Below are 18660 nucleotides of genomic sequence, written 5' to 3'. Positions count from 1 at the left end.
AGAAACGACGCAATTCTGGGGTAGAAAGTGGCTCCCTGAGTAGGATTCGAACCTACGGCCGCTCGATTAACAGTCGAGAGCTCTACCGCTGAGCTATCAGGGAACGTTGCGTCGTGGAGGGGGTCTATAGCCGCCAGAAATCGGAGTGCAACCCCGTTGTCACCTTTTTCCACAGCTTCGTGTCAGGAGACGAACTGCTCCATCGTGATGCGGTCGTCGAGCGCGTGCTCGGGGTCGAACAGCAAGGTCAGCTCGCGCGCGCGGTCCATGCAGATCGCCACCTCGGCGACGTCGCGGAACTCGCGCTGGTCGGCGACCGCCGAGACCGGGCGCTTGGCGGGGTCGAGCACGCGCAGCGTGATCCGCGCCTTGTCGGGCAGGATCGCGCCGCGCCAGCGCCGCGGCCGGAACGGGCTGATCGGGGTCAGCGCCAGCATGTTCGAGCCGAGCGGCAGGATCGGCCCCTGCGCCGACAGATTGTAGGCGGTCGATCCCGCCGGCGTCGCGACGAGGATGCCGTCGCAGGCGAGTTCGGGCATGACGACGCGGTCGTTGACGGTCACTTCCAGCTTCGCGGTCTGCCGCGTCTCGCGCAGCAGCGACACCTCGTTGATCGCCGGCGCGCGATGGACGCGGCCGTCGATGCCGGTGATCGTCGCGGCGAGCGGCGTCACCTTGAACGATTTGGCGCGGTCGAGCCGCTCGCCGATGCCGTGGCGGCGCCATTCGTTCATCAGGAAGCCGACCGTGCCGAGGTTCATCCCGAACACCGGCACCGGCGCCGCGCGCCGGTCGAGCAGCCCGTGCAGCGTCTGCAACATGAAACCGTCGCCACCCAGTGCGATGATCACGTCGGCCTCGGCGGGATCGACCCAGTCGAGCGCGTCGGCAAGCTCCGCCGCCGCGGCCTGGGCGGGGGCCGTCGGGGAGGCGACCAGCGCCCGCCGCTCGTAGCTCATCCGCCGGTAACGCTCATGTGACGGGCGACCGCGGGGGCGGCGTCGCGGCCGATGCGGAAATCGTGCCGCGCCGGCTTGCGGGTGAGGCCGAGATCGATCGCCGCGTCGAGCCCGTCGATGCCGCCGTCGCGCAGCGCCGCCTTGAGATCGACCTGATCGTCATGGCCGAGGCATAGATAGAGCTTGCCCTCGGTGGTCAGCCGCACGCGGTTGCAACCGTCGCAGAAATTGGCGGTGAGCGGCGAGATCAGGCCGAGCTTCGTCGCCGTCCCCTCGACCCGCCAATAGCGCGCCGGCCCACCCGTACGATGCGCGTCGCGGTGCAAGGCGAATTGCGTCTGGAGATCGGCGAGCACGCGGGTCAGCGGCACGAAGCGATCGGTGCGATCCTCGTCGATCGCGCCAAGCGGCATCGTCTCGATCAGCGACAGATCGTGGCCCTTGTCGACGCACCAGCGCAGCATCGCCGGGATCTCGTCCTCGTTGAGCCCGGCGAGCGCGACCATGTTGATCTTGACCGCGAGCCCCGCCGCCTTCGCCGCGGCGATCCCGCGCAGCACTTGGTCGAGGTCGCCGTGCCGGGTGATGTAGCGGAAGCGCTTGGCGTCGAGGCTGTCGAGGCTGACGTTGATCCGGCGGATGCCGGCGTCGACCATCTCCTGCGCATGCTGGTCGAGCCGCGTCGCATTGGTCGTCATCGTCAGTTCGTCGAGCCCGGCGCCGACGTGGCGGCCGAGCCGCCGCACCAGATCGCCGACGTCGCGGCGCACCAGCGGCTCGCCGCCCGACAGGCGGATCTTGGTCACGCCGCGCGCGATGAACCGCTCGGCGATGATCGCGATCTCGTCGAGGCTGAGCAGCTTGGCACGCGGCAGGAAGGTCATCTGCTCGGCCATGCAATAGCGGCAGCGCAGGTCGCACCGGTCGGTGACCGAGATGCGGAGATAGCGGATGGTGCGACCCTGGGGATCGACCAGCGCCGCGGCGGATTGGGGGAGAACGCTGGTCATAGGATGGAGCTAGGCGGTCAACCGTCCAGCGACAAGTCCGTTCCCGTTCGACAGATCGCCACCACCTGCCATTGCCGCTTTGCGGTCAGGGGCTTAGGCAGGGGGCAATGGGTATCGAGGCCGAGCGGGCGACGCTGTTCATCGTTTCGGGCGCGGCCCGCAGTGCGGGCGACGCCGCGGTCGGCGATCTGCCCGGCTGGCGGATCGTCGCCGACGAGGGCGGCGAGGGGGTCGCGGCACGCGCGCTGGCGAGCCGGCCGGCGCTGTTGCTGGTCGACGGCCGCGGCGATCCCGCCGGCGCCCTCGCCGGCGTCCGCGCGCTCGGCGGTCTCGCCGGGGCGACCGGCGGCGCGTTGCTCGCGGTGGTCGACGACGGCGCGGCGCTCGACGAACTGCACGTCGCCGGCGCCACCCACTTTCTGATCGACCGCGGCGATCCCGCCGAGCTCCACCAGGCGATCCGCTTCGCCGCCCGCACGCCGCCACGCGAGCCCGGCGAGCGCCGCGGGCGCGGCATCGGCATCAGCGTCGAGGCGGGCGATGCCGAAGCATGGATCGGCAGCCGCCTCGCCGCGGGCACGCCGGTCGGCGTGCTGATGATCGCGCTGTCGCGGCTCGACATCCTCAACGCGGCGCGCGGCCGCGCGGTCGGCGACGCGCTGATCGCCGCGGCGCGCGCGCGGGTCGAGGCGATCACGCTGGCGCTGCTCGGCCCGGCCGGCTTCGTCGCCGCGCCGACCGGCGGCGACATGATCGTCGCCGCCGCCGCGGCGCCGGCGACGCTCGCCACGCTCGCCGCCGCGCTCGACGCCGCGCTCGCCCAGCCGCTGCTGGTCGGCGCGCGCCAGGCGGTGCTCGGCAGCCGCTGGGGCATGGCGGCGAGCGGCCCCGACGACGATGCCGCGCGGCTGCTCCGCCGCGCCGGCGAGGCGCTGGTCGCCGCCAAGGCGAGCGACGGCGCGATGATCCGCGTCGCCGGGCCGGAGGGCGCCGCGCCGCTCGATTCGCTGGCGATCGACCTTCATCTCGCGATCGAGCGCGGCGAGATCGACGTGCTGTTCCAGCCGCAGGCGCGGATCGATACGCGGACGATCACCGGCGTCGAGGCACTGGCGCGCTGGCATCACGGCCGGCTCGGCCCGCTCGGCGCCGACGCGCTGTTCGCCGCCGCCGACCGCGCCGACCTCGGAATCGCTCTGTCCGATCACATCCAGCGGCTGGTGCTCGCCCGCGTCGCCGCCTGGCCCGCCGCGCTGTCGGCCTTGCGCGTCTCGCTCAACCTCACCGCCGGCGATCTCGGCCGGCCGGGCTTCGCCGCGCTGTTCCTCGACCGGGTCGCGGCGAGCGGCGTGCCGTTCGACCGCCTCACCGTCGAGATCACCGAGACCGGCGCGATCCGCAATCTGGAGGCTGCCGCCGAGGTCCTCGCCACGTTGCGCGCGGCGGGCGTGCGGGTGGCGCTCGACGATTTCGGCACCGGTTATTCGAGCCTCGCCTATCTCACCGCGCTGCCGCTCGACTATCTCAAGCTCGACAAGGCGCTCGCCTGCGGCATTGCCGCGACCGCGCGGCAGCGCGGCGTGGTGCGCGCGGTGATGACGCTGGCGCGCTCGCTCGACCTGCCGGTGATCGCCGAGGGGGTGGAGACCGACATCCAGCGCGCTTTGCTCGCCGCGGAGGGCTGCGCCTATCTGCAAGGCTATTGGCTCGCCGAGCCGCTCGACGAGACGGCGCTCGCGGCGATGGTGGAGGGGACGCGATGCTGATCGTACCGATGATGCTCGCCGCGGCAGCGGCACCGACGACCGCGGAGGCGGCGATCACCGCGGTCATGACCGACAGCGCCGCCGGCTGGAGCGCGGGCGACATGCCGCGCTTCCTCGCCGTCTATGCCGAGGATGCGGTGTTCGTCACCAAGGACGGCCTCGTCCGCGGCAAGCCGGCGATCGCCGCGCGCTATGCGAAGACTTACGGTGCCGATCCTGCCGCGCGGGGGCGGTTGTCGTTCCGCATGCTCGGCTTCCGCCGGATCGACGCGAACCATCGGATGCTCTGGGCGAAGTGGCTGCTCGACTATCCCGGCGGCAAGCAGGATGCCGGCGTCACCTCGCTGCTGTTCGAGCGGCAGGCGGCCGGCTGGAAGATCGTCTCCGATCATAGCAGTTGAGCGGCCGTTTTTACCCGGAAGGGCAGGGGCGGTCAGATGAGCGGGGTCCGTGCTGGTTCGGCCACAGGCGAGTCGAGGGGGCGGCCTGCGGCGGCGGCGACGGGGTTTACGAAGGGCGCGCAGAGGCGCGGTGGATCAATTCACGCGAAGACGCAAAGACGCGAAGAGGGCGATTGTAGGGGGGCGCCACCGTCTCCCCAATTCGTCATCCCGGCGAAAGCCGGGACCCATGGTTGCGGGACGGGTGCGGTGGTGGCGTGCCGCCGCCAGCGTAGCGGGGCCATGGGTCCCGGCTTTCGCCGGGATGACGGATGGGGGCGGTTCCATCCCAGCAGGGCGGTCCGAATGGTAGACGGGGAGAACGAGCGACGCATCCTGAAAGCGTGCCTGACCCCAGTCCCCCCTTACGTTACCCCGCTGCCTTCATCAGACCCTCCGACCACCGCACCCACCTCCGTTCGCCCTGAGCCTGTCGAAGGGGGCAGGTGAGACGCAGGCCCTCCGACAAGCTCGGGGCGAACGAGGCATGGCCGCGAGCCGTTCACCCCGCCGCCTTCGCCAGCCCCTTGGACAATTGCAGCGCGCCATGCAGCCGCGACTTCGCATCCGGCCACGCCCGCTGGAGCACCAGCTTGCTGTCCGGCCGCAGCTTCGCGACGCCGTTCAGCCGCTCGACATAGGCCAGCAGCCCGGGAACGTTGGGCGGCGTATCGTCGTGGAAGCCGACCAGCACGCCGCGCGGTCCGACGTCCATCTTGGCGATGCACGCCTTGCGCGCATTGAGCTTGATCTCGATCACCCGGATCAGATTGTCGGTCGCGTCGGGCAGCGGCCCGAACCGGTCGATCATCTCGGCGGCGAACGCCTCGATCTCGCGATTGTCCTCCAGCTCGTTCAAGCGGCGATACAGGCCCATCCGCAGATCGAGGTCCGGCACGTAATCGTCCGGGATCAGGATCGGCGCATCCACCGTGATCTGCGGCGAGAAGTCGCGCGGGCGCAGCGCCATGCCGCCCGCCTTGGCGTCCATGATCGCCTCTTCCAGCATCGACTGGTAGAGTTCGTAGCCGACCTCCTTGATATGCCCCGATTGCTCGTCGCCGAGCAGATTGCCCGCGCCGCGGATATCGAGATCGTGGCTGGCGAGCTGGAAACCGGCCCCCAGCGAATCGAGATCCGACAACACCTTGAGCCGCTTTTCCGCGGTCTCGGTCATCTGCCGCTCGGGCGGGGTTACGAGATAGGCGTAGGCGCGCGTCTTCGACCGCCCGACCCGCCCGCGCAGCTGATAGAGCTGCGCCAGGCCGAACCGGTCGGCGCGGTTGACGATGATCGTATTGGCAGAGGCGATGTCGATGCCGCTCTCGATGATCGTCGTCGAGACGAGCACCTCGAACTTCTTGTCGTAGAAGGCGCTCATCCGTTCCTCGACCTCGGTCGGGCTCATCTGGCCGTGCGCGACGACGTAGCGGATCTCCGGCACCTCGTTGCGCAGATATTCCTCGAGATCGGGCAGGTCGGCGACGCGCGGCGTGACGATGAAGCTCTGCCCGCCGCGATAATGTTCGCGCAGCAGCGCCTCGCGCAGCACCACCGGGTCCCAGGGGATCACGTAGGTGCGCACCGCGAGCCGGTCGACCGGCGGCGTCTGGATTACCGACAGCTCGCGGATGCCGCTCATCGCCATCTGCAACGTGCGCGGGATCGGCGTCGCGGTCAGCGTCAGCATATGCACGTCGGCACGCAGCGCCTTCAGCCGCTCCTTGTGCGTCACGCCGAACCTCTGCTCCTCGTCGACGATGACGAGACCGAGCCGTTTGAAGTCGATATTCTTCGCCAGCAACGCATGCGTGCCGATGACGACGTCGACCGTGCCGCCGGCGAGCCCTTCCTTGACCGCCTTGGCCTCGCCCGCGGGGACGAGCCTCGACAGCCGCCCCATGTTCATCGGGAAGCCTTCGAAGCGGGCGCTGAAATTGTTGTAATGCTGGCGCGCAAGCAGCGTCGTCGGGCAGACCACCGCGACCTGCTTGCCCGCCATCGCCGCGACGAAGGCGGCGCGCAGCGCGATCTCGGTCTTGCCGAAGCCGACGTCGCCGACGATCAGCCGGTCCATCGGCTTGCCCGCCGACAGGTCGCCGAGCACGTCCTCGATCGCGCGATCCTGATCGTCGGTTTCGGCGTAGGGGAAACGGTCGACGAAGCTCGGATAGCCGCTGACATCGGGTTCGAGCACGTCGCCGGGGTGCAATGCGCGTTCGGCGGCGGTCTTGATGAGCTCGCCCGCGATCTCGCGAATCCGCTCCTTCATCTTCGACTTGCGCCGCTGCCACGCCTCGCCGCCGAGCCGGTCGAGGCTCGCGCCTTCCTCGTTCGAGCCGTAGCGCGACAGCACTTCGAGATTCTCGACCGGCACGAACAATTTGTCGCCGCCGGCATATTCGACCGCGACGCAATCGTGCGGGCTCTTGCCGACCGGGATCGAGGTCAGGCCGAGATATTTGCCGATGCCGTGGTCGCTGTGGACGACGAGGTCGCCCGGCGTCAGCGCGGCGATCTCGGCGAGGAAGGCGTCGGCGGACTTCTTGCGCTTGGCGCGCCGCACCAGCCGGTCGCCGAGCATGTCCTGCTCGGTGAGCACGGCGACGTCGGGCGCGGTGAAGCCGTGGTCGAGCGGCAGCACGACGAGCGCGACGCCCGCCGACTTGCCCGTATCGGCGACGCCCAGCGCCTCCTGCCAGCTGTCCGCCGCCTTGCCGCCGTGGAGGCCATGGTCTTTGAGCAGATTGCCCAGCCGCTCGCGCGCACCGACCGAATAGCTCGCGAGGACGGGCTTCTTGCCCGCCTTGCGCAAGCCCTTGAGATGATCGACCACCGCCTCGTAGACGTTGGCGCTGGCCGAGCGTTCGGGGCCGAAGTCGCGCGGTCCGTCGACGTCGAAGTCGAGCACGGTGGCGCTTTCCGGCTCGTGGAACGGCGTCGTCAGATGCGCACGCGACGCATCGAGGCTTGCCGCCCATTCCTTGGCGTCGAGATACAGCGTCTTCGCGGCGAGCGGCCGATAGCTGCCCGGCTGCGCCGCCTCGGCGCGCTGGCGGTTTTCATAATAATCGGCGATCGATTCCATCCGCCCCTCGGCGGCGCCGGTGACGCCGAAGTCGCGCACCACCACGTCGTCGGAGAGATGGTCGAACAGCGTCGCCAGTTTCTCCTCGAACAGCGGCAGCCAATGTTCCATGCCGGCGAGCCGCCGCCCGTCGCTGATCGCCTGATACAGGGGATCGCCGGTCGCGGTGGCGCCGAACTTGTCGCGATAGCGGGTGCGGAAGCGCTTGATCGACTCCTCGTCGAGCAGCGCTTCCGACGCGGGGAGCAGCGTGAAGCCGTCGATCCGCCCGGTGGTGCGCTGGTCCTCGGGGGAGAAGGTGCGCACCGTCTCGATCTCGTCGCCGAAGAAATCGAGACGCAGCGCCTGCTCCTCGCCGCTCGGAAACAGGTCGAGGATGCCGCCGCGCACCGCATATTCGCCCTGGTCGTGGACCGTCTCGGTGCGGACATAGCCGTTTGCCTGCAACAGCCGGGCGAGATCGTCGCGATCGATCCGCGCGCCGGGCTCCAGCGTCGCGACGAGCTGGCGGATGCGGAACGGCGTCAGCACGCGCTGCGTCGCCGCATTGGCGGTGGTGAGGACGAGTTGCGGCGTCTTCTTCGGTCGCTGCAACTGCCACAAGGCCGCGATCCGCTCCGCCATGATGCGCAGCGTCGGGCTGGCGCGATCATAGGGCAGGCAATCCCACGCCGGGAAGCTGATGACCTCCAGCTCGGGCGCGAAGAACGCTGCCGTCGCCGCGACCGCGCGCATCGCCGCATCGTCCGGCGCGACGAACACCGCACGGCCGCCCTTGCCGCTGTGCGCCGCGGCGCGCGCGAGATCGGCGAGCAGCGACGGCTGGAACCCGGCGGGCACGCCGGCGAGCGTCAGCGGGGATTTGGCGGACAGGATCGTCTTCAGATCGGGCATTTTTTTCTCGGTTGGGCGCCTTTGAGGACGAGGCGCCGGGAGATGGCATGAACGAAATGGGTCGGCCGATGGAGCAGGTAGCTCGCCCTAATATTCCCCGTCACCCCGGACTTGTTCCGGGGTCCACCCCGCGGCGGGGAGCGGGGCTGGAGGCATGAGCGGACCCCTGCGGCCCGGTGGACCCCGGAACAAGTCCGGGGTGACGGGTGGAGGCGGCGAGACCTTCGCAAACCGCCGACAGTGTCAGCGGCTGACCGGCACGTAGCTCAGCGAACGCATCTGCATCATCATCGGCCCGTCCCATTCGGGCGGGCAGGGCAGCGATCCGATCGCCCAGCCCATGATGTCGACGTCCTGCTCCTCCAGCAGCGTTTCGAACCAGTCGAGCTGTTCCGGCGTCCAGTCCGCGCCGTGCGCGTCGAAGAAGCCGCCGATCATCAGATCGGCCTCCTTGGTGCCGCGATGCCAGGCACGGAACTTCATGCGCTTGAGGCGGGTGGCGTGATCCATCGACAATCCCATGCAAATCGCCCGGCAACCGCTGGCCGCGGCGGTCGGGTACGGTATAGCGGTCATGTAGTCATGCGCCCCGATATCCTCAATCCGCTGTTCGCCGAGGTCACCGCCCTGAAGGGGGTCGGCCCCGGCCTCGCCAAGCCGCTCGACCGGCTCGGCCTCGCCCGCGTCGTCGACGTCGCCTTCCATCTGCCCAGCGGCTGGATCGATCGCCTGCCGCGCGACGCGCTGGATGTCGCCGATGCCGGCCGCATCATCGCTATCACATTGATTCCACGCGATTATAAGACGAGCACTGGCCGCGGCCCGACCCGCGTCCAGGCCACCGACGCGGCCGGCAATAGCGTGAACTTAGTGTATTTTGGCGGCTCGTCGGGCTGGGTGAAGAAGCTGCTGCCGCTCGGCGAGCCGCGCCGCGTGTCGGGCAAGCTCGAAAGCTACGGCGAGACGCTCCAGATCATCCATCCGGACCTCGGCGAACCCGACGAGGTCTTCCGCGAGCGCGAGGCGATCTATCCGCTGTCGGAAGGCCTGACCTCGCGCCGTCTCGCCGGCTTCGCCGCGCAGGCGATCGAGCGCGCGCCCGAGCTCGCCGAATGGATCGAGCCCGGCCTCAAGGCCAAGCGCGGCTGGCCCGACTGGCGCGAGGCCTTGCAGCGCATCCACGCCGACCCGGCCGACAAGACCGCCCGCGAACGCCTCGCCTATGACGAGATCTTTGCCAACCAGCTCGCGATGACGCTGGTCCGCGCCGATACGCGCAAGCGGCGGGGCAGGGCGCTGGTCGGCGACGGCCAGCTGCGCGACCTGCTGCGCCTGCCCTACACACCGACCGGCGCGCAGACCCGCTCGGTGGCGGAGATCGAGGGCGACCTTGCGCAGACCGCGCCGATGCTGCGGCTGCTGCAAGGCGATGTCGGTTCGGGCAAGACGCTGGTCGCCGCCATGTCCCTCCTGATCGCGGTCGAGGCCGGGGCGCAGGGCGCGATGCTCGCGCCCACCGAGATCCTCGCCCGCCAGCATTACGACAGCCTGCGCAAATTGCTCGCCGGCCTGCCGATCGAGATCGCCGTCCTCACCGGCCGCGACAAGGGCAAGGCACGCGAGGCGACGCTGATGGCGCTCGCCAGCGGCGAAATCGACATCCTCGTCGGCACGCATGCGATCTTCCAGGAGGCGGTCGGCTACAAGGACCTCGGCCTCGTCGTCGTCGACGAGCAGCATCGCTTCGGCGTCGCGCAGCGCCTGCTGTTGCAGGCCAAGGGCAAGGCACCGCCGCACCTGCTCGCGATGACCGCGACGCCGATCCCGCGCACGCTGACCCTCGCGCAATATGGCGAGATGGACGTCAGCCGGCTCGACGAGATGCCGCCGGGTCGCGAGCCGATCGAGACGCGCGTCGTCTCCGAAGACCGGCTCGACGAGGTGATCAACGCGATCGGCCGCCATATGGCCGACGGCGGTCAGGCCTATTGGGTCTGCCCGTTGGTGGAGGAAAGCGAGAAGAGCGACCTCGCCGCCGCCGAGATGCGCGCAGAAACGCTGCGCAACCGCTTCGGCGAGCGGATCGGCGTCGTCCACGGCCGGATGAAGCCCGCCGAGAAGGACGCGGTGATGGAAGCCTTCTCCGCCAACCGGCTGAGCGTGCTCGTCGCGACGACGGTGATCGAGGTCGGCGTCGACGTGCCCAATGCGACGCTGATTGTCATCGAACATGCCGATCGCTTCGGCCTTGCCCAGCTCCACCAGCTCCGCGGCCGGGTGGGGCGTGGCGGCGGTCTGTCGCGCTGCCTGCTGTTGCGCGGTGCCTCGCTGAGCGAGACGTCGCGCGCGCGGCTCGCCCTGATGCGCGAGAGCAACGACGGCTTCCGCATCGCGGAGGAGGATCTGCGCCTGCGCGGCGGCGGCGAACTGCTCGGCACGCGCCAGTCGGGCGAGGTGACCTTCCGCCTCGCGCTCCCCGAAATGCTTGCCGACCTGCTGCAATGCGCGCAGGACGACGCGCGGCTGCTGATCGACCGCGACGGCGGGCTGGAGGGACCAAGGGGGCAGGCGGCGCGCGTGGCGCTCTACTTGTTCGACCGCGATGCCGGGGTCGCGCTGCTGCGATCGGGGTAACGCGCCCAGAGGAGCGTGCTTTATCCTCCCTCCTTGTGGGCAGGGCGATCGCATATGAATGATCGAGTGACCCGGACGACTTGCCAAACCCAATCCGTCACCCCGGCCTTGCGCCGGGGTCTCGCTTCTTCGGACGATGCGAAGAAGCGGGATGCCGGACCAAGTCCAGCATGACGGGAATGTAAATACCGTCGCAGCACGCCGAATAGTCATCTGCGATTGCCCCGCCCCGCAAGGGGGAGGACAAAGCGGGAGCCCCGCGATCCCCCAGGAACCGCTACCCTGCCATCGCCCCCAGCACGGCATGATAGCGGTTCGCGGGGATCGGCCGCTCCAACTGGCAGCCGATCCGGCCGCCCAGCGCCCAGCGCCCAGCGCACGACGACGCGCACGTCGCCCACCGCGGGCAGCCGGATGAAGAGCCAGTCGCCGGCCGCGACCGCCACGTCGCTGCGGATCATCAGACCCGACGGCGACAGATTGACGATCAGCACCGTGACGCGACGCTCGTCGGCGAGCATCGCGCTGCTGCGGTGATGAACCTCGTCGCGCGGTTCGCTGCGGTCGTCGGACAGGGTCGCTGCAATCACCACCAGACTCCTCCGAAACGATCCTACTCCAGACCATTTCGGACTTATCCCTACCGGGCGATGCGTTTACGAGTCCTTACCGCGCGGGGGTGAGCAGCCCGTGCAGCTTCTTGCCCGCCGACACCCGCACCTCGGCCTCGCCGAGCGCGATCGTCGCCGCCTCGTCGCTCACCTTCTCGCCGTCGATGCGCGCGCCGCCACCGGCGATCAGCCGCCGTGCCTCGCCCTTCGACTTGGCGAAACCGAGCGCGACCAAAGCATCGACCACCGCGATCGACCCGCCGGATACCGCAACGTTCGGCAAGGCATCGCCGCTGGCGCCCTCCTCGAAGGTGCGGCGCGCCGTCTCCGCCGCCTGGTCCGCCGCCGCACGACCGCGGCACATCGCGGTCGCCTCGTTGGCGAGCACCTTCTTCGCTTCGTTGATCTCCGCGCCGGGCAGCGCCTCCAGCCGCGCGATCTCGTCGAGCGGCAGGTCGGTGAACAACCGCAGGAAGCGGCCGACGTCGCGATCGTCGGTGTTGCGCCAGAATTGCCAGTAATCGAAATGCGGCAACTGATCCTCGTGCAGCCATACCGCACCGGCCATCGTCTTGCCCATCTTGCCGCCGTCGGCGGTGGTGATCAGCGGCGTGGTGACGCCGAACACCTCGGTGCTGTCCATGCGGCGGGCCAGCTCGATGCCGTTGACGATATTGCCCCATTGATCGCTGCCGCCCATCTGCAACCGGCAGCCGGCGCGCCGCGACAGCTCGAGGAAGTCATAGGCCTGCAGGATCATATAGTTGAATTCGAGGAAGCTCAGCGATTGCTCGCGGTCGAGACGCAGCTTGACCGAGTCGAACGACAGCATCCGGTTGACCGAGAAATGCTGGCCGACGTCGCGCAGGAAGGGGATATATTCCAGCCGGTCGAGCCATTCGGCATTGTCGACCATCACCGCGTCGGTGGGGCCGTCGCCGAAGGTCAGGAAGCGCTCGAAGATCCGCTTGATCGACGCGACGTTCGCCTTGATGCCATCCTCGCCGAGCAGCTTGCGCGCCTCGTCCTTGAAGCTGGGGTCGCCGATCTTGCCGGTACCGCCACCCATCAGCACGATCGGCTTGTGGCCGGTCTCCTGAAGCCGGCGCAGCAACATGATCTGGACGAGGCTGCCGACATGGAGCGACGGCGCGGTCGGATCGAAGCCGATATAGCCCGGCATCACCGTCTTCGTCGCGAGCGCATCGAGCGCGGCGGCATCGGTGAGCTGGTGGATATAGCCGCGCGAGGCGAGCGTGCTCAGCAGGTCGGACTGGTAGGTCATCCGCGCCGGTTAGCAAGCGACGCGGCGCCCGTCACCCTCCGCAGCTGCCGGATGTTACCGCCTTGGCAATTGGCTCTGCGGATCGACCGGCGTGCGGCCCTTGCGCAACTCGAAATGCAGTTCGGGCTGGTCGGCGAAGCCGGTATCGCCCGACAGCGCGATCGTCTGGCCGCGCTTGACGCTCTGCCCGCGCTGGACGAGCAGCTTGGCGGCATGGCCGTAGACGCTGGTCCAGCCGTTGCCGTGGCGGACGATGACGAGCCCGCCGAGCGCGGCGATGCCGTCACCGGCATAAGCGACGACGCCGTCGGCGGTCGCATGGACCGGCGTCGACACCGGCACCGCGATCTTGATCCCGTCGTTGCGTTCGCCGCTCTTGCCCGGCCCGAAGCGGCGGACGACCTTGCCGTCGACCGGCCAGACGAAGCCGCCCTGCAACCGTGCCGGCGCCGCGACGACGGCGGTCGGCGGGAGCACGCGGTCGGGGTTGGCGACCGGCTTGGCAGGGGCCTGACGCGGTGCCGCCGCGGGCTCGCCACCGGTCAGGATGTCGTCGATGTCGAGCTTGAACGCCGCCGCGCGATCGGCACGGCTTGGCGCGGCGCCGGGATCGCCGGGGATCAGCACACGCTGCCCGGCGCGCAGCACATAGGGTTCCTCGAGCGCATTGGCGGCGACGATGCGCGACCATTCGACGCCATAGGCGCGGGCGATGGCGATGCCCGTCTCGCCGGGACGGACGAGGTGATAGCGCCCGCCCGGGATGGTCAGCCGCTGGCCGGCGCGGATCGTATAGGGCGGCGCCAGCCCGTTCGCGCGCGCGATCGCCTCCGATCCCGCGCCGGTACGCTCGGCGACGCGGCGCAGCGAATCGCCGGGCGCGACGACATAGCTCTGCTCGGCGACGACCCGCGCATCGGGCGTGACCGGCCGTGCCTCCCACGCCGGGCGCGCCGTGCGCGGCATCGCCACGTCGCCGCGTGCGGCGGGACGGGTCGGCGGCAGGTGGCGAACGGGCGGGGTGGACCGCGGCGGCGGCGGTTCGTTGCGCGGCGCGGGTTCGCTATACTGTGGGGCGCGTTGCGGCGGCGGCGCGCGCTCCACCGATGGCGGCGCATTGACGCTCGGGATACAGGCGGACAGCGTCAGGCCGGCCAGCGCCAGACTGCCTGCGATCCGCCCCCGCGCCATGCCGTCAGCGCTTGGCTTCGAGCCGGTCGAGCCCGCCGAGATACGGCTGGAGCACCGCCGGCACCGCGACCGAGCCGTCCGCCTGCTGGTAATTCTCCAGCACCGCGACCAGCGTCCGGCCGACCGCCAGCCCCGAACCATTGAGCGTGTGGACGAAGCGCGTCGCCTTCTCCCCCTCGGCACGGTAGCGCGCGTTCATCCGCCGCGCCTGGAAGTCGCCGCAGGTCGAGCAGCTCGAAATCTCGCGATACGTATCCTGCCCCGGCAGCCAGACCTCGAGGTCGTAGGTGCGCCGCGCGGTAAAGCCCATGTCGCCCGCGCACAGCAGCATCCGCCGATAGGGCAGGTCAAGCGCGTCGAGGATGCTCTCGGCACATTGCGTCATCCGCTCGTGCTCCGCCTCGGACGCGTCCTCGGCGACGATCGACACCATCTCGACCTTGTCAAACTGATGCTGGCGGATATAGCCGCGCGTGTCGCGCCCCGCCGCACCCGCTTCCGAGCGGAAGCAGGGCGTCAGCGCGGCGAAGCGCAGCGGAAGCTCGCTTGCCGGCAGGATCGCCTCGCGCACGATATTGGTCAGCGACACCTCGGCGGTCGGGATCAGCCAGCGGCCGTCGGTGGTGCGGAACAGGTCTTCGGCGAATTTGGGCAATTGCCCGGTGCCGAACACCGCCTCGTCCTTGACCAGCAGCGGCGGCGCCACTTCCTCGAAGCCATGGTCGCGGGTCAGCGTGTCGAGCATGAACTGGCCGAGTGCCCGTTGCAGCCGCGCCGCCGGCCCGCGCACCAGCGTGAAGCGCGCGCCGGCGATCGCGACACCGGTCTCGAAATCCAGGCCGATCGCTGGCCCGATCGCGTCATGTTCGCGCGCCGGGAAGGCGAAGGCTGGCGGCGTGCCGCGCTGGTGGACGACGACGTTGCCGCTCTCGTCCTCGCCGGCGGGCACGTCGGCGGCGGGCAGATTGGGCAGGGCGGCGAGCGTCGTGTTCAGCCGCTCCGCCGCATCGGCCTCGCCGGCCTCGAGCTGCGGCAGCAGATCCTTTAGCGCGGCGACCTCGGCCATCAACGCCTGTGCGCGCGCCTCGTCCTTCTGCGCCTTGGCCTGGCCGATCTGCTTCGACAGATCGTTGCGGCGGGTCTGCGCGTCCTGGGCGGCGGCGATCGCGACGCGGCGCGCGTCGTCGAGCGACAGCAGCCCCGCGGCCTGCGGGGCGACGCCGCGGCGGGCGAGGGCGGCGTCGAAAGCGGCGGGATCGTCCCGGATGGCGCGGATGTCGTGCATGATCCGGCGGCTATGCCGCCGCGCCCCCGACCGCGCAAGTCGGCAACCCCATCGCCCTCGGCGGCGTTGACCCCCCGAGTCCAACGATCAGGAGTAACCCGATGCAGGTCCCCCACAATGCCTTCGTACTGGTCGCCGACGGCCGCAAGGCCCTGTTCTTCCGCAACGAGGGCGATGCCGAATTCCCCAACCTGCAGGTTGAACACGCCGAGGAACGCGTCAATCCTGCCGATCGCGACCAGAAGACCGATGCCGCCGGCGGTGCCAGCGCGACGCAGATGGGCACGATGGACGAGGTCGATTTCCATCAGCAGGAGGAGGATCGGTTCGCCGCCGACACCGCCGACATGCTCAAGCGCCGCGCACTCGCCAACGAGTTCGATTCGCTGATCATCGTCGCGCCGCCGAAGACACTTGGCGAGTTGCGTCGCCACTATCACAAGGAGGTCAGCAACCGCCTCGCCGGCGAGCTGGCCAAGGATCTCACCGGTCATCCGGTGCCCGACATCGAGAAGGCGCTCAGCGCCGCCTGACGACAGCCTGATGCGACAAGGGGTGCCGGACGCGAATCCGGCACCCCTTTGCCTGTCCGTTGATCAGGCCGCCTGTGGCTTGGCGAACCGCTTGCGGGCGATCAGCGCGGCGGCGGCGGCGCCGAACAGCAGCACCATCGGCGGGGCCGGCACCGGCGCGGGCGGACCGCCCGACGATCCCGGCGGTCCCGGCGGGCCGCCGTGATGGCCGCTCGAAGTCCAGCCACCGTTCGACGACCAGCCGCCGCTGGTGCTCCAGCCCTTCGAGCTCGACCCGTAATTGTTCTGGTTCTGCCCCTGGCCCTGATTCTGGTTCTGATTCTGGCCCTGGTTCTGGTTTTGCCCCTGGTTCTGGCTCTGGTTGTTGCTGTTGTTGTTCGTATTGGAATTCTGGTTGTTGTTCGAATTCTGATTGCTGTTGGAATTGTTGTTATTGTTGTTGATGTCGACGTTGGCGCCACCGGTCGAGCTGCTGGTCGACGACGAGCTCGATATGTTGCCCGACGACGAACTCGACACGTTGCCCGACGACGACGAACTGCCCGACGAGGAACTGCTGGTCGAGCTTGACCCGCCGCTCGACGTCGACGAGATCACGACGCTGCCGCTCGATCCGGACGATCCGCCGCCGAAGAAGCCACCGCCGAACCCGCCGGAAAAGCCGCCGCCGAACCCGCCGCTGCCGCCGACCACCACGGGTACGCCGCCGCCACCGCCGCCGATGAAGCCTTGCGCCGCGGGCAGCGGCACCGGTACGGGCGCCGCCTGGCTGGCCACCGTCACGACCGCGGGGGCGCAGCTCGTCGTGGTCGTCGTGACGACGCGGCGGCGCACACCCTGGCGCTGCACCGCGGCGACCTGCCGCCGCACGACGACGCGCTTCTTGACCTGCTTGACGTAGACGGGTCGGTTCGGTCGCTCGGCGACGTGCACGGCACCGCCACCGATCAACGCTCCCCCGCATGCGCAAGCGCATAATTTCGCCAAGGCCATCCTTACGGACATAAGGTCTCTTTCTCGTTGCTGGTGGCCATGCCCCAGAATCCCGCTCGCAGCACGGCGGTGCTGCCATAGGACAAAGGGCCAAAGAAACGATTAAGTGCAAGAACCTTCGGCACTTTGTCGCACCGATATCGCCTTTTCACCACGCTGATGTGTCGCGATCGCCGTTAACGTACCAGAGTGGAACAGATGTTTGATTCGCCGTTAACCACGACCGCCCCGTCGCGGCGCGGTCGCATTCTGTCCGCCGGCATGCTGCAATAAAAGAACGCCGAGGCGTACGATTCGGCAACTCTCATCGCTTGTGGTTCCTTTCGGGCGCGATTATAGGCGCTTCAACCATTTGGGGGCGGCCCCGAGGTCATCATGGGGCCGGAGGGAGAGTGGTATGGCAACGCAAGTCAGTCAGATAGACGATGTAACGACTAATCCGCCGGCGGCCAACGATGCCGACGATGGCTATCGACCCAGCAACGACGAACCGTTCATGACGCGGCGTCAGCAGGCGTATTTCCGCAACAAGCTGCTGCGCTGGAAGGACGCGATCCTTCAGGATGCGGCGGGCACGCTCAACCAGCTCCAGGTCGACTCGCTGCGCGAGGCCGATCTCACCGATCGCGCGTCGAGCGAGACCGACTGGTCGATCGAGCTGCGCACCCGCGATCGCCAGCGCAAATTGGTCTCGAAGATCGAGGCGGCGATCCGCCGCATCGACGAGGGCGAATACGGCTATTGCGAAGTGACCGGCGAACCGATCAGCCTCGGCCGGCTGGAGGCGCGTCCGATCGCGACGATGACGCTGGAGGCGCAGGAGCGGCACGAGCGCAACGAGAAGATCTCGCGCGAGGATTGAACCGGCGTGGGCGGTTAACGCTTTCGCCACCATCGGCCATTAGGCGCCGGCGCCTAATCCCGCACGGTCACACAGGCTTCGTTTATGGACAGCTACTCCCACGACCCGTTCGACAAGGCCGATGCGGCCGGTGGGTCGCAGCGCAGCCGTTCGCGCGACAGCCTGTTCCTCATGGCGCAATTGCGCTTCGAGGAAGAGACGACGGTCCGCGACGTACGCGTCCGCAATCTGTCGGAGGGCGGGCTGATGGTCGACTGCGCCCGCGTCAAGGAGCCGGGCACGCCGGTGGCGCTGGAGCTGCGCGGTATCGGCAAGGTGACCGGCAAGGTCGCCTGGTGCACCGAAGGCCGGATCGGCATCGCACTCGACTCGCCGATCGATCCCAAGAAGGCCCGCAAGCCGGTGAGCGGGCCCAAAGGATAAGGCGGGATTGACCGTCGGGGCATCTGAGCAGGCGTCCCGCATGACCCCGATGCAAAAGGCCCCTCCGCGACGGGAGGGGCCGAAGGGCCTTACAGGCCGCTGAGCTCTTCCTTGAGCTTCAGCTTCTTGCGTTTCAGGTCGGTGAGGATTGCGGCGTCGGGCAACGGGCGGTGGACCTCGTCGGCGATGCGGCGGTCGAGCGCGGCATGCTTGGTCTCCAGTGCCTGTTGATGCGTCGTCTGCATTTCGGTTCCTCCTGATGCATGCGTGTTGGGGGACTGAGTAAACCATCGAAGAGGTTAAAAGTCCTCATCGCAAAGCGACGAACGCGATTAGCCGAGTGGCTACGTGCGACGACTTGGTCCGCGCCCGCGGCTGGGCTAGGGGAGCCACGCAGGCGGCAGGGGATTAGGCATGGACGAAGCACAGATCATCGCCCGGCTCGACGCACTGCGCACCGAGCATCGCGATCTGGATGCCGCGATCGACGCGCTCACCGCGACCGGCGTGCCCGACCAGTTGCAGGTCGCGCGACTCAAGAAGCGCAAGCTGCGGCTGCGCGACGAGATCGCCAATTGCGAGGATCAACTGATCCCCGACATCATCGCCTGAGATTATTTCGTCCCGGACCGAATCACTTCGGCACAATCGGCACAATCGGGACCGTTGCGGCACCTGTCCAAGCC

General features: G+C 68.8%; 17 protein-coding genes and 1 tRNA gene. 7 read left to right on the top strand and 11 right to left on the bottom strand.

Translation table 11 applies throughout. The features are described from left to right. Positions 1 to 28 precede the first annotated feature (28 nt). From AC07UH_RS16285 to moaA, 3 genes are all read right to left on the bottom strand, one after another. Positions 29 to 103 (bottom strand) — tRNA-Asn (locus tag AC07UH_RS16285). Between the two features lie 79 nt (positions 104 to 182). After that, on the bottom strand, positions 183 to 959 hold the full coding sequence (locus AC07UH_RS16280; RefSeq protein ID WP_038658258.1) for an NAD kinase: 777 nt from the start codon (positions 957 to 959) through the stop codon (positions 183 to 185). Continuing rightward, positions 956 to 1969 carry a GTP 3',8-cyclase MoaA gene (moaA, locus tag AC07UH_RS16275; RefSeq protein WP_495181080.1) on the bottom strand — a complete coding sequence of 338 codons (1014 nt, stop codon included), beginning with the start codon at positions 1967 to 1969 and terminating at the stop codon, positions 956 to 958. The genes AC07UH_RS16280 and moaA overlap by 4 nt, the downstream gene beginning before the upstream one ends. Before the next feature lie 107 nt (positions 1970 to 2076). Here moaA and AC07UH_RS16270 point away from each other — a divergent pair, with 107 nt between their 5' ends. Both AC07UH_RS16270 and AC07UH_RS16265 read left to right on the top strand, forming a co-directional pair. Next, positions 2077 to 3735 carry an EAL domain-containing protein gene (locus tag AC07UH_RS16270; RefSeq protein WP_495181079.1) on the top strand — a complete coding sequence of 553 codons (1659 nt, stop codon included), beginning with the start codon at positions 2077 to 2079 and terminating at the stop codon, positions 3733 to 3735. Then, on the top strand, positions 3729 to 4136 hold the full coding sequence (locus AC07UH_RS16265; protein WP_495181078.1) for a YybH family protein: 408 nt from the start codon (positions 3729 to 3731) through the stop codon (positions 4134 to 4136). Before AC07UH_RS16270 ends, AC07UH_RS16265 begins: the two co-directional genes overlap by 7 nt. A gap of 541 nt (positions 4137 to 4677) precedes the next feature. On the opposite strand, the gene mfd is transcribed toward AC07UH_RS16265, so the two are convergent. Together mfd and AC07UH_RS16255 are read right to left on the bottom strand one after the other, a co-directional pair. Beyond that, positions 4678 to 8157: a transcription-repair coupling factor gene (gene mfd, locus AC07UH_RS16260; RefSeq protein ID WP_495181077.1), complete on the bottom strand. Its 3480-nt coding sequence runs from the start codon at positions 8155 to 8157 to the stop codon at positions 4678 to 4680. A gap of 243 nt (positions 8158 to 8400) precedes the next feature. After that, on the bottom strand, positions 8401 to 8667 hold the full coding sequence (locus tag AC07UH_RS16255) for an FAD assembly factor SdhE (RefSeq protein WP_038658272.1): 267 nt from the start codon (positions 8665 to 8667) through the stop codon (positions 8401 to 8403). 72 nt (positions 8668 to 8739) lie between these two features. Between AC07UH_RS16255 and recG the strand changes: the two genes are divergently transcribed. Beyond that, a complete protein-coding gene (gene recG / locus AC07UH_RS16250) occupies positions 8740 to 10791 on the top strand; it encodes an ATP-dependent DNA helicase RecG (protein WP_495181076.1) in 2052 nt (683 codons plus the stop codon). 209 nt (positions 10792 to 11000) lie between these two features. Here the strand turns inward: recG and AC07UH_RS16245 are convergent, their stop codons facing one another. From AC07UH_RS16245 to serS, 4 genes are all read right to left on the bottom strand, one after another. After that, positions 11001 to 11381 (bottom strand): PilZ domain-containing protein, encoded by a 381-nt coding sequence (locus AC07UH_RS16245; RefSeq protein ID WP_495181075.1) that lies wholly within the window; start codon positions 11379 to 11381, stop codon positions 11001 to 11003. 76 nt (positions 11382 to 11457) lie between these two features. Continuing rightward, complete coding sequence (gene tyrS / locus AC07UH_RS16240; protein WP_495181074.1) at positions 11458 to 12687, bottom strand: tyrosine--tRNA ligase; 1230 nt, start codon at positions 12685 to 12687, stop codon at positions 11458 to 11460. Positions 12688 to 12741: 54 nt separating this feature from the next. Beyond that, on the bottom strand, positions 12742 to 13878 hold the full coding sequence (locus tag AC07UH_RS16235; RefSeq protein WP_495181073.1) for a peptidoglycan DD-metalloendopeptidase family protein: 1137 nt from the start codon (positions 13876 to 13878) through the stop codon (positions 12742 to 12744). Positions 13879 to 13882: 4 nt separating this feature from the next. After that, a complete protein-coding gene (serS, locus tag AC07UH_RS16230) occupies positions 13883 to 15163 on the bottom strand; it encodes a serine--tRNA ligase (protein ID WP_495181072.1) in 1281 nt (426 codons plus the stop codon). Positions 15164 to 15264: 101 nt separating this feature from the next. On the opposite strand from serS, the gene AC07UH_RS16225 reads away from it, so the two are divergent. Then, positions 15265 to 15696: a host attachment family protein gene (locus AC07UH_RS16225; RefSeq protein WP_038658288.1), complete on the top strand. Its 432-nt coding sequence runs from the start codon at positions 15265 to 15267 to the stop codon at positions 15694 to 15696. A gap of 63 nt (positions 15697 to 15759) precedes the next feature. Here the strand turns inward: AC07UH_RS16225 and AC07UH_RS16220 are convergent, their stop codons facing one another. Then, positions 15760 to 16647 carry a hypothetical protein gene (locus tag AC07UH_RS16220; protein WP_495181071.1) on the bottom strand — a complete coding sequence of 296 codons (888 nt, stop codon included), beginning with the start codon at positions 16645 to 16647 and terminating at the stop codon, positions 15760 to 15762. Positions 16648 to 17086: 439 nt separating this feature from the next. On the opposite strand from AC07UH_RS16220, the gene dksA reads away from it, so the two are divergent. Together dksA and AC07UH_RS16210 are read left to right on the top strand one after the other, a co-directional pair. Further along, positions 17087 to 17551, top strand: a complete 465-nt coding sequence (gene dksA, locus AC07UH_RS16215) for an RNA polymerase-binding protein DksA (RefSeq protein ID WP_038658291.1) — start codon at positions 17087 to 17089, stop codon at positions 17549 to 17551. Positions 17552 to 17635: 84 nt separating this feature from the next. Then, positions 17636 to 17974 carry a PilZ domain-containing protein gene (locus AC07UH_RS16210; RefSeq protein WP_495181070.1) on the top strand — a complete coding sequence of 113 codons (339 nt, stop codon included), beginning with the start codon at positions 17636 to 17638 and terminating at the stop codon, positions 17972 to 17974. An 89-nt stretch (positions 17975 to 18063) separates the two neighbouring features. Here AC07UH_RS16210 and AC07UH_RS16205 read toward each other — a convergent pair whose 3' ends face one another. Beyond that, on the bottom strand, positions 18064 to 18219 hold the full coding sequence (locus tag AC07UH_RS16205; protein WP_081974265.1) for a DUF465 domain-containing protein: 156 nt from the start codon (positions 18217 to 18219) through the stop codon (positions 18064 to 18066). Positions 18220 to 18388: 169 nt separating this feature from the next. Here AC07UH_RS16205 and AC07UH_RS16200 point away from each other — a divergent pair, with 169 nt between their 5' ends. Then, complete coding sequence (locus AC07UH_RS16200; RefSeq protein ID WP_038658294.1) at positions 18389 to 18586, top strand: YdcH family protein; 198 nt, start codon at positions 18389 to 18391, stop codon at positions 18584 to 18586. The last annotated feature ends 74 nt before the right edge of the window (positions 18587 to 18660 follow it).

Source organism: Sphingomonas sp. GW821-FHT04B01 (genome assembly GCF_059420425.1).
The sequence above is the reverse complement of the archived record's forward strand: the minus strand, read 5'-3'. Positions and strand labels throughout refer to the sequence as shown.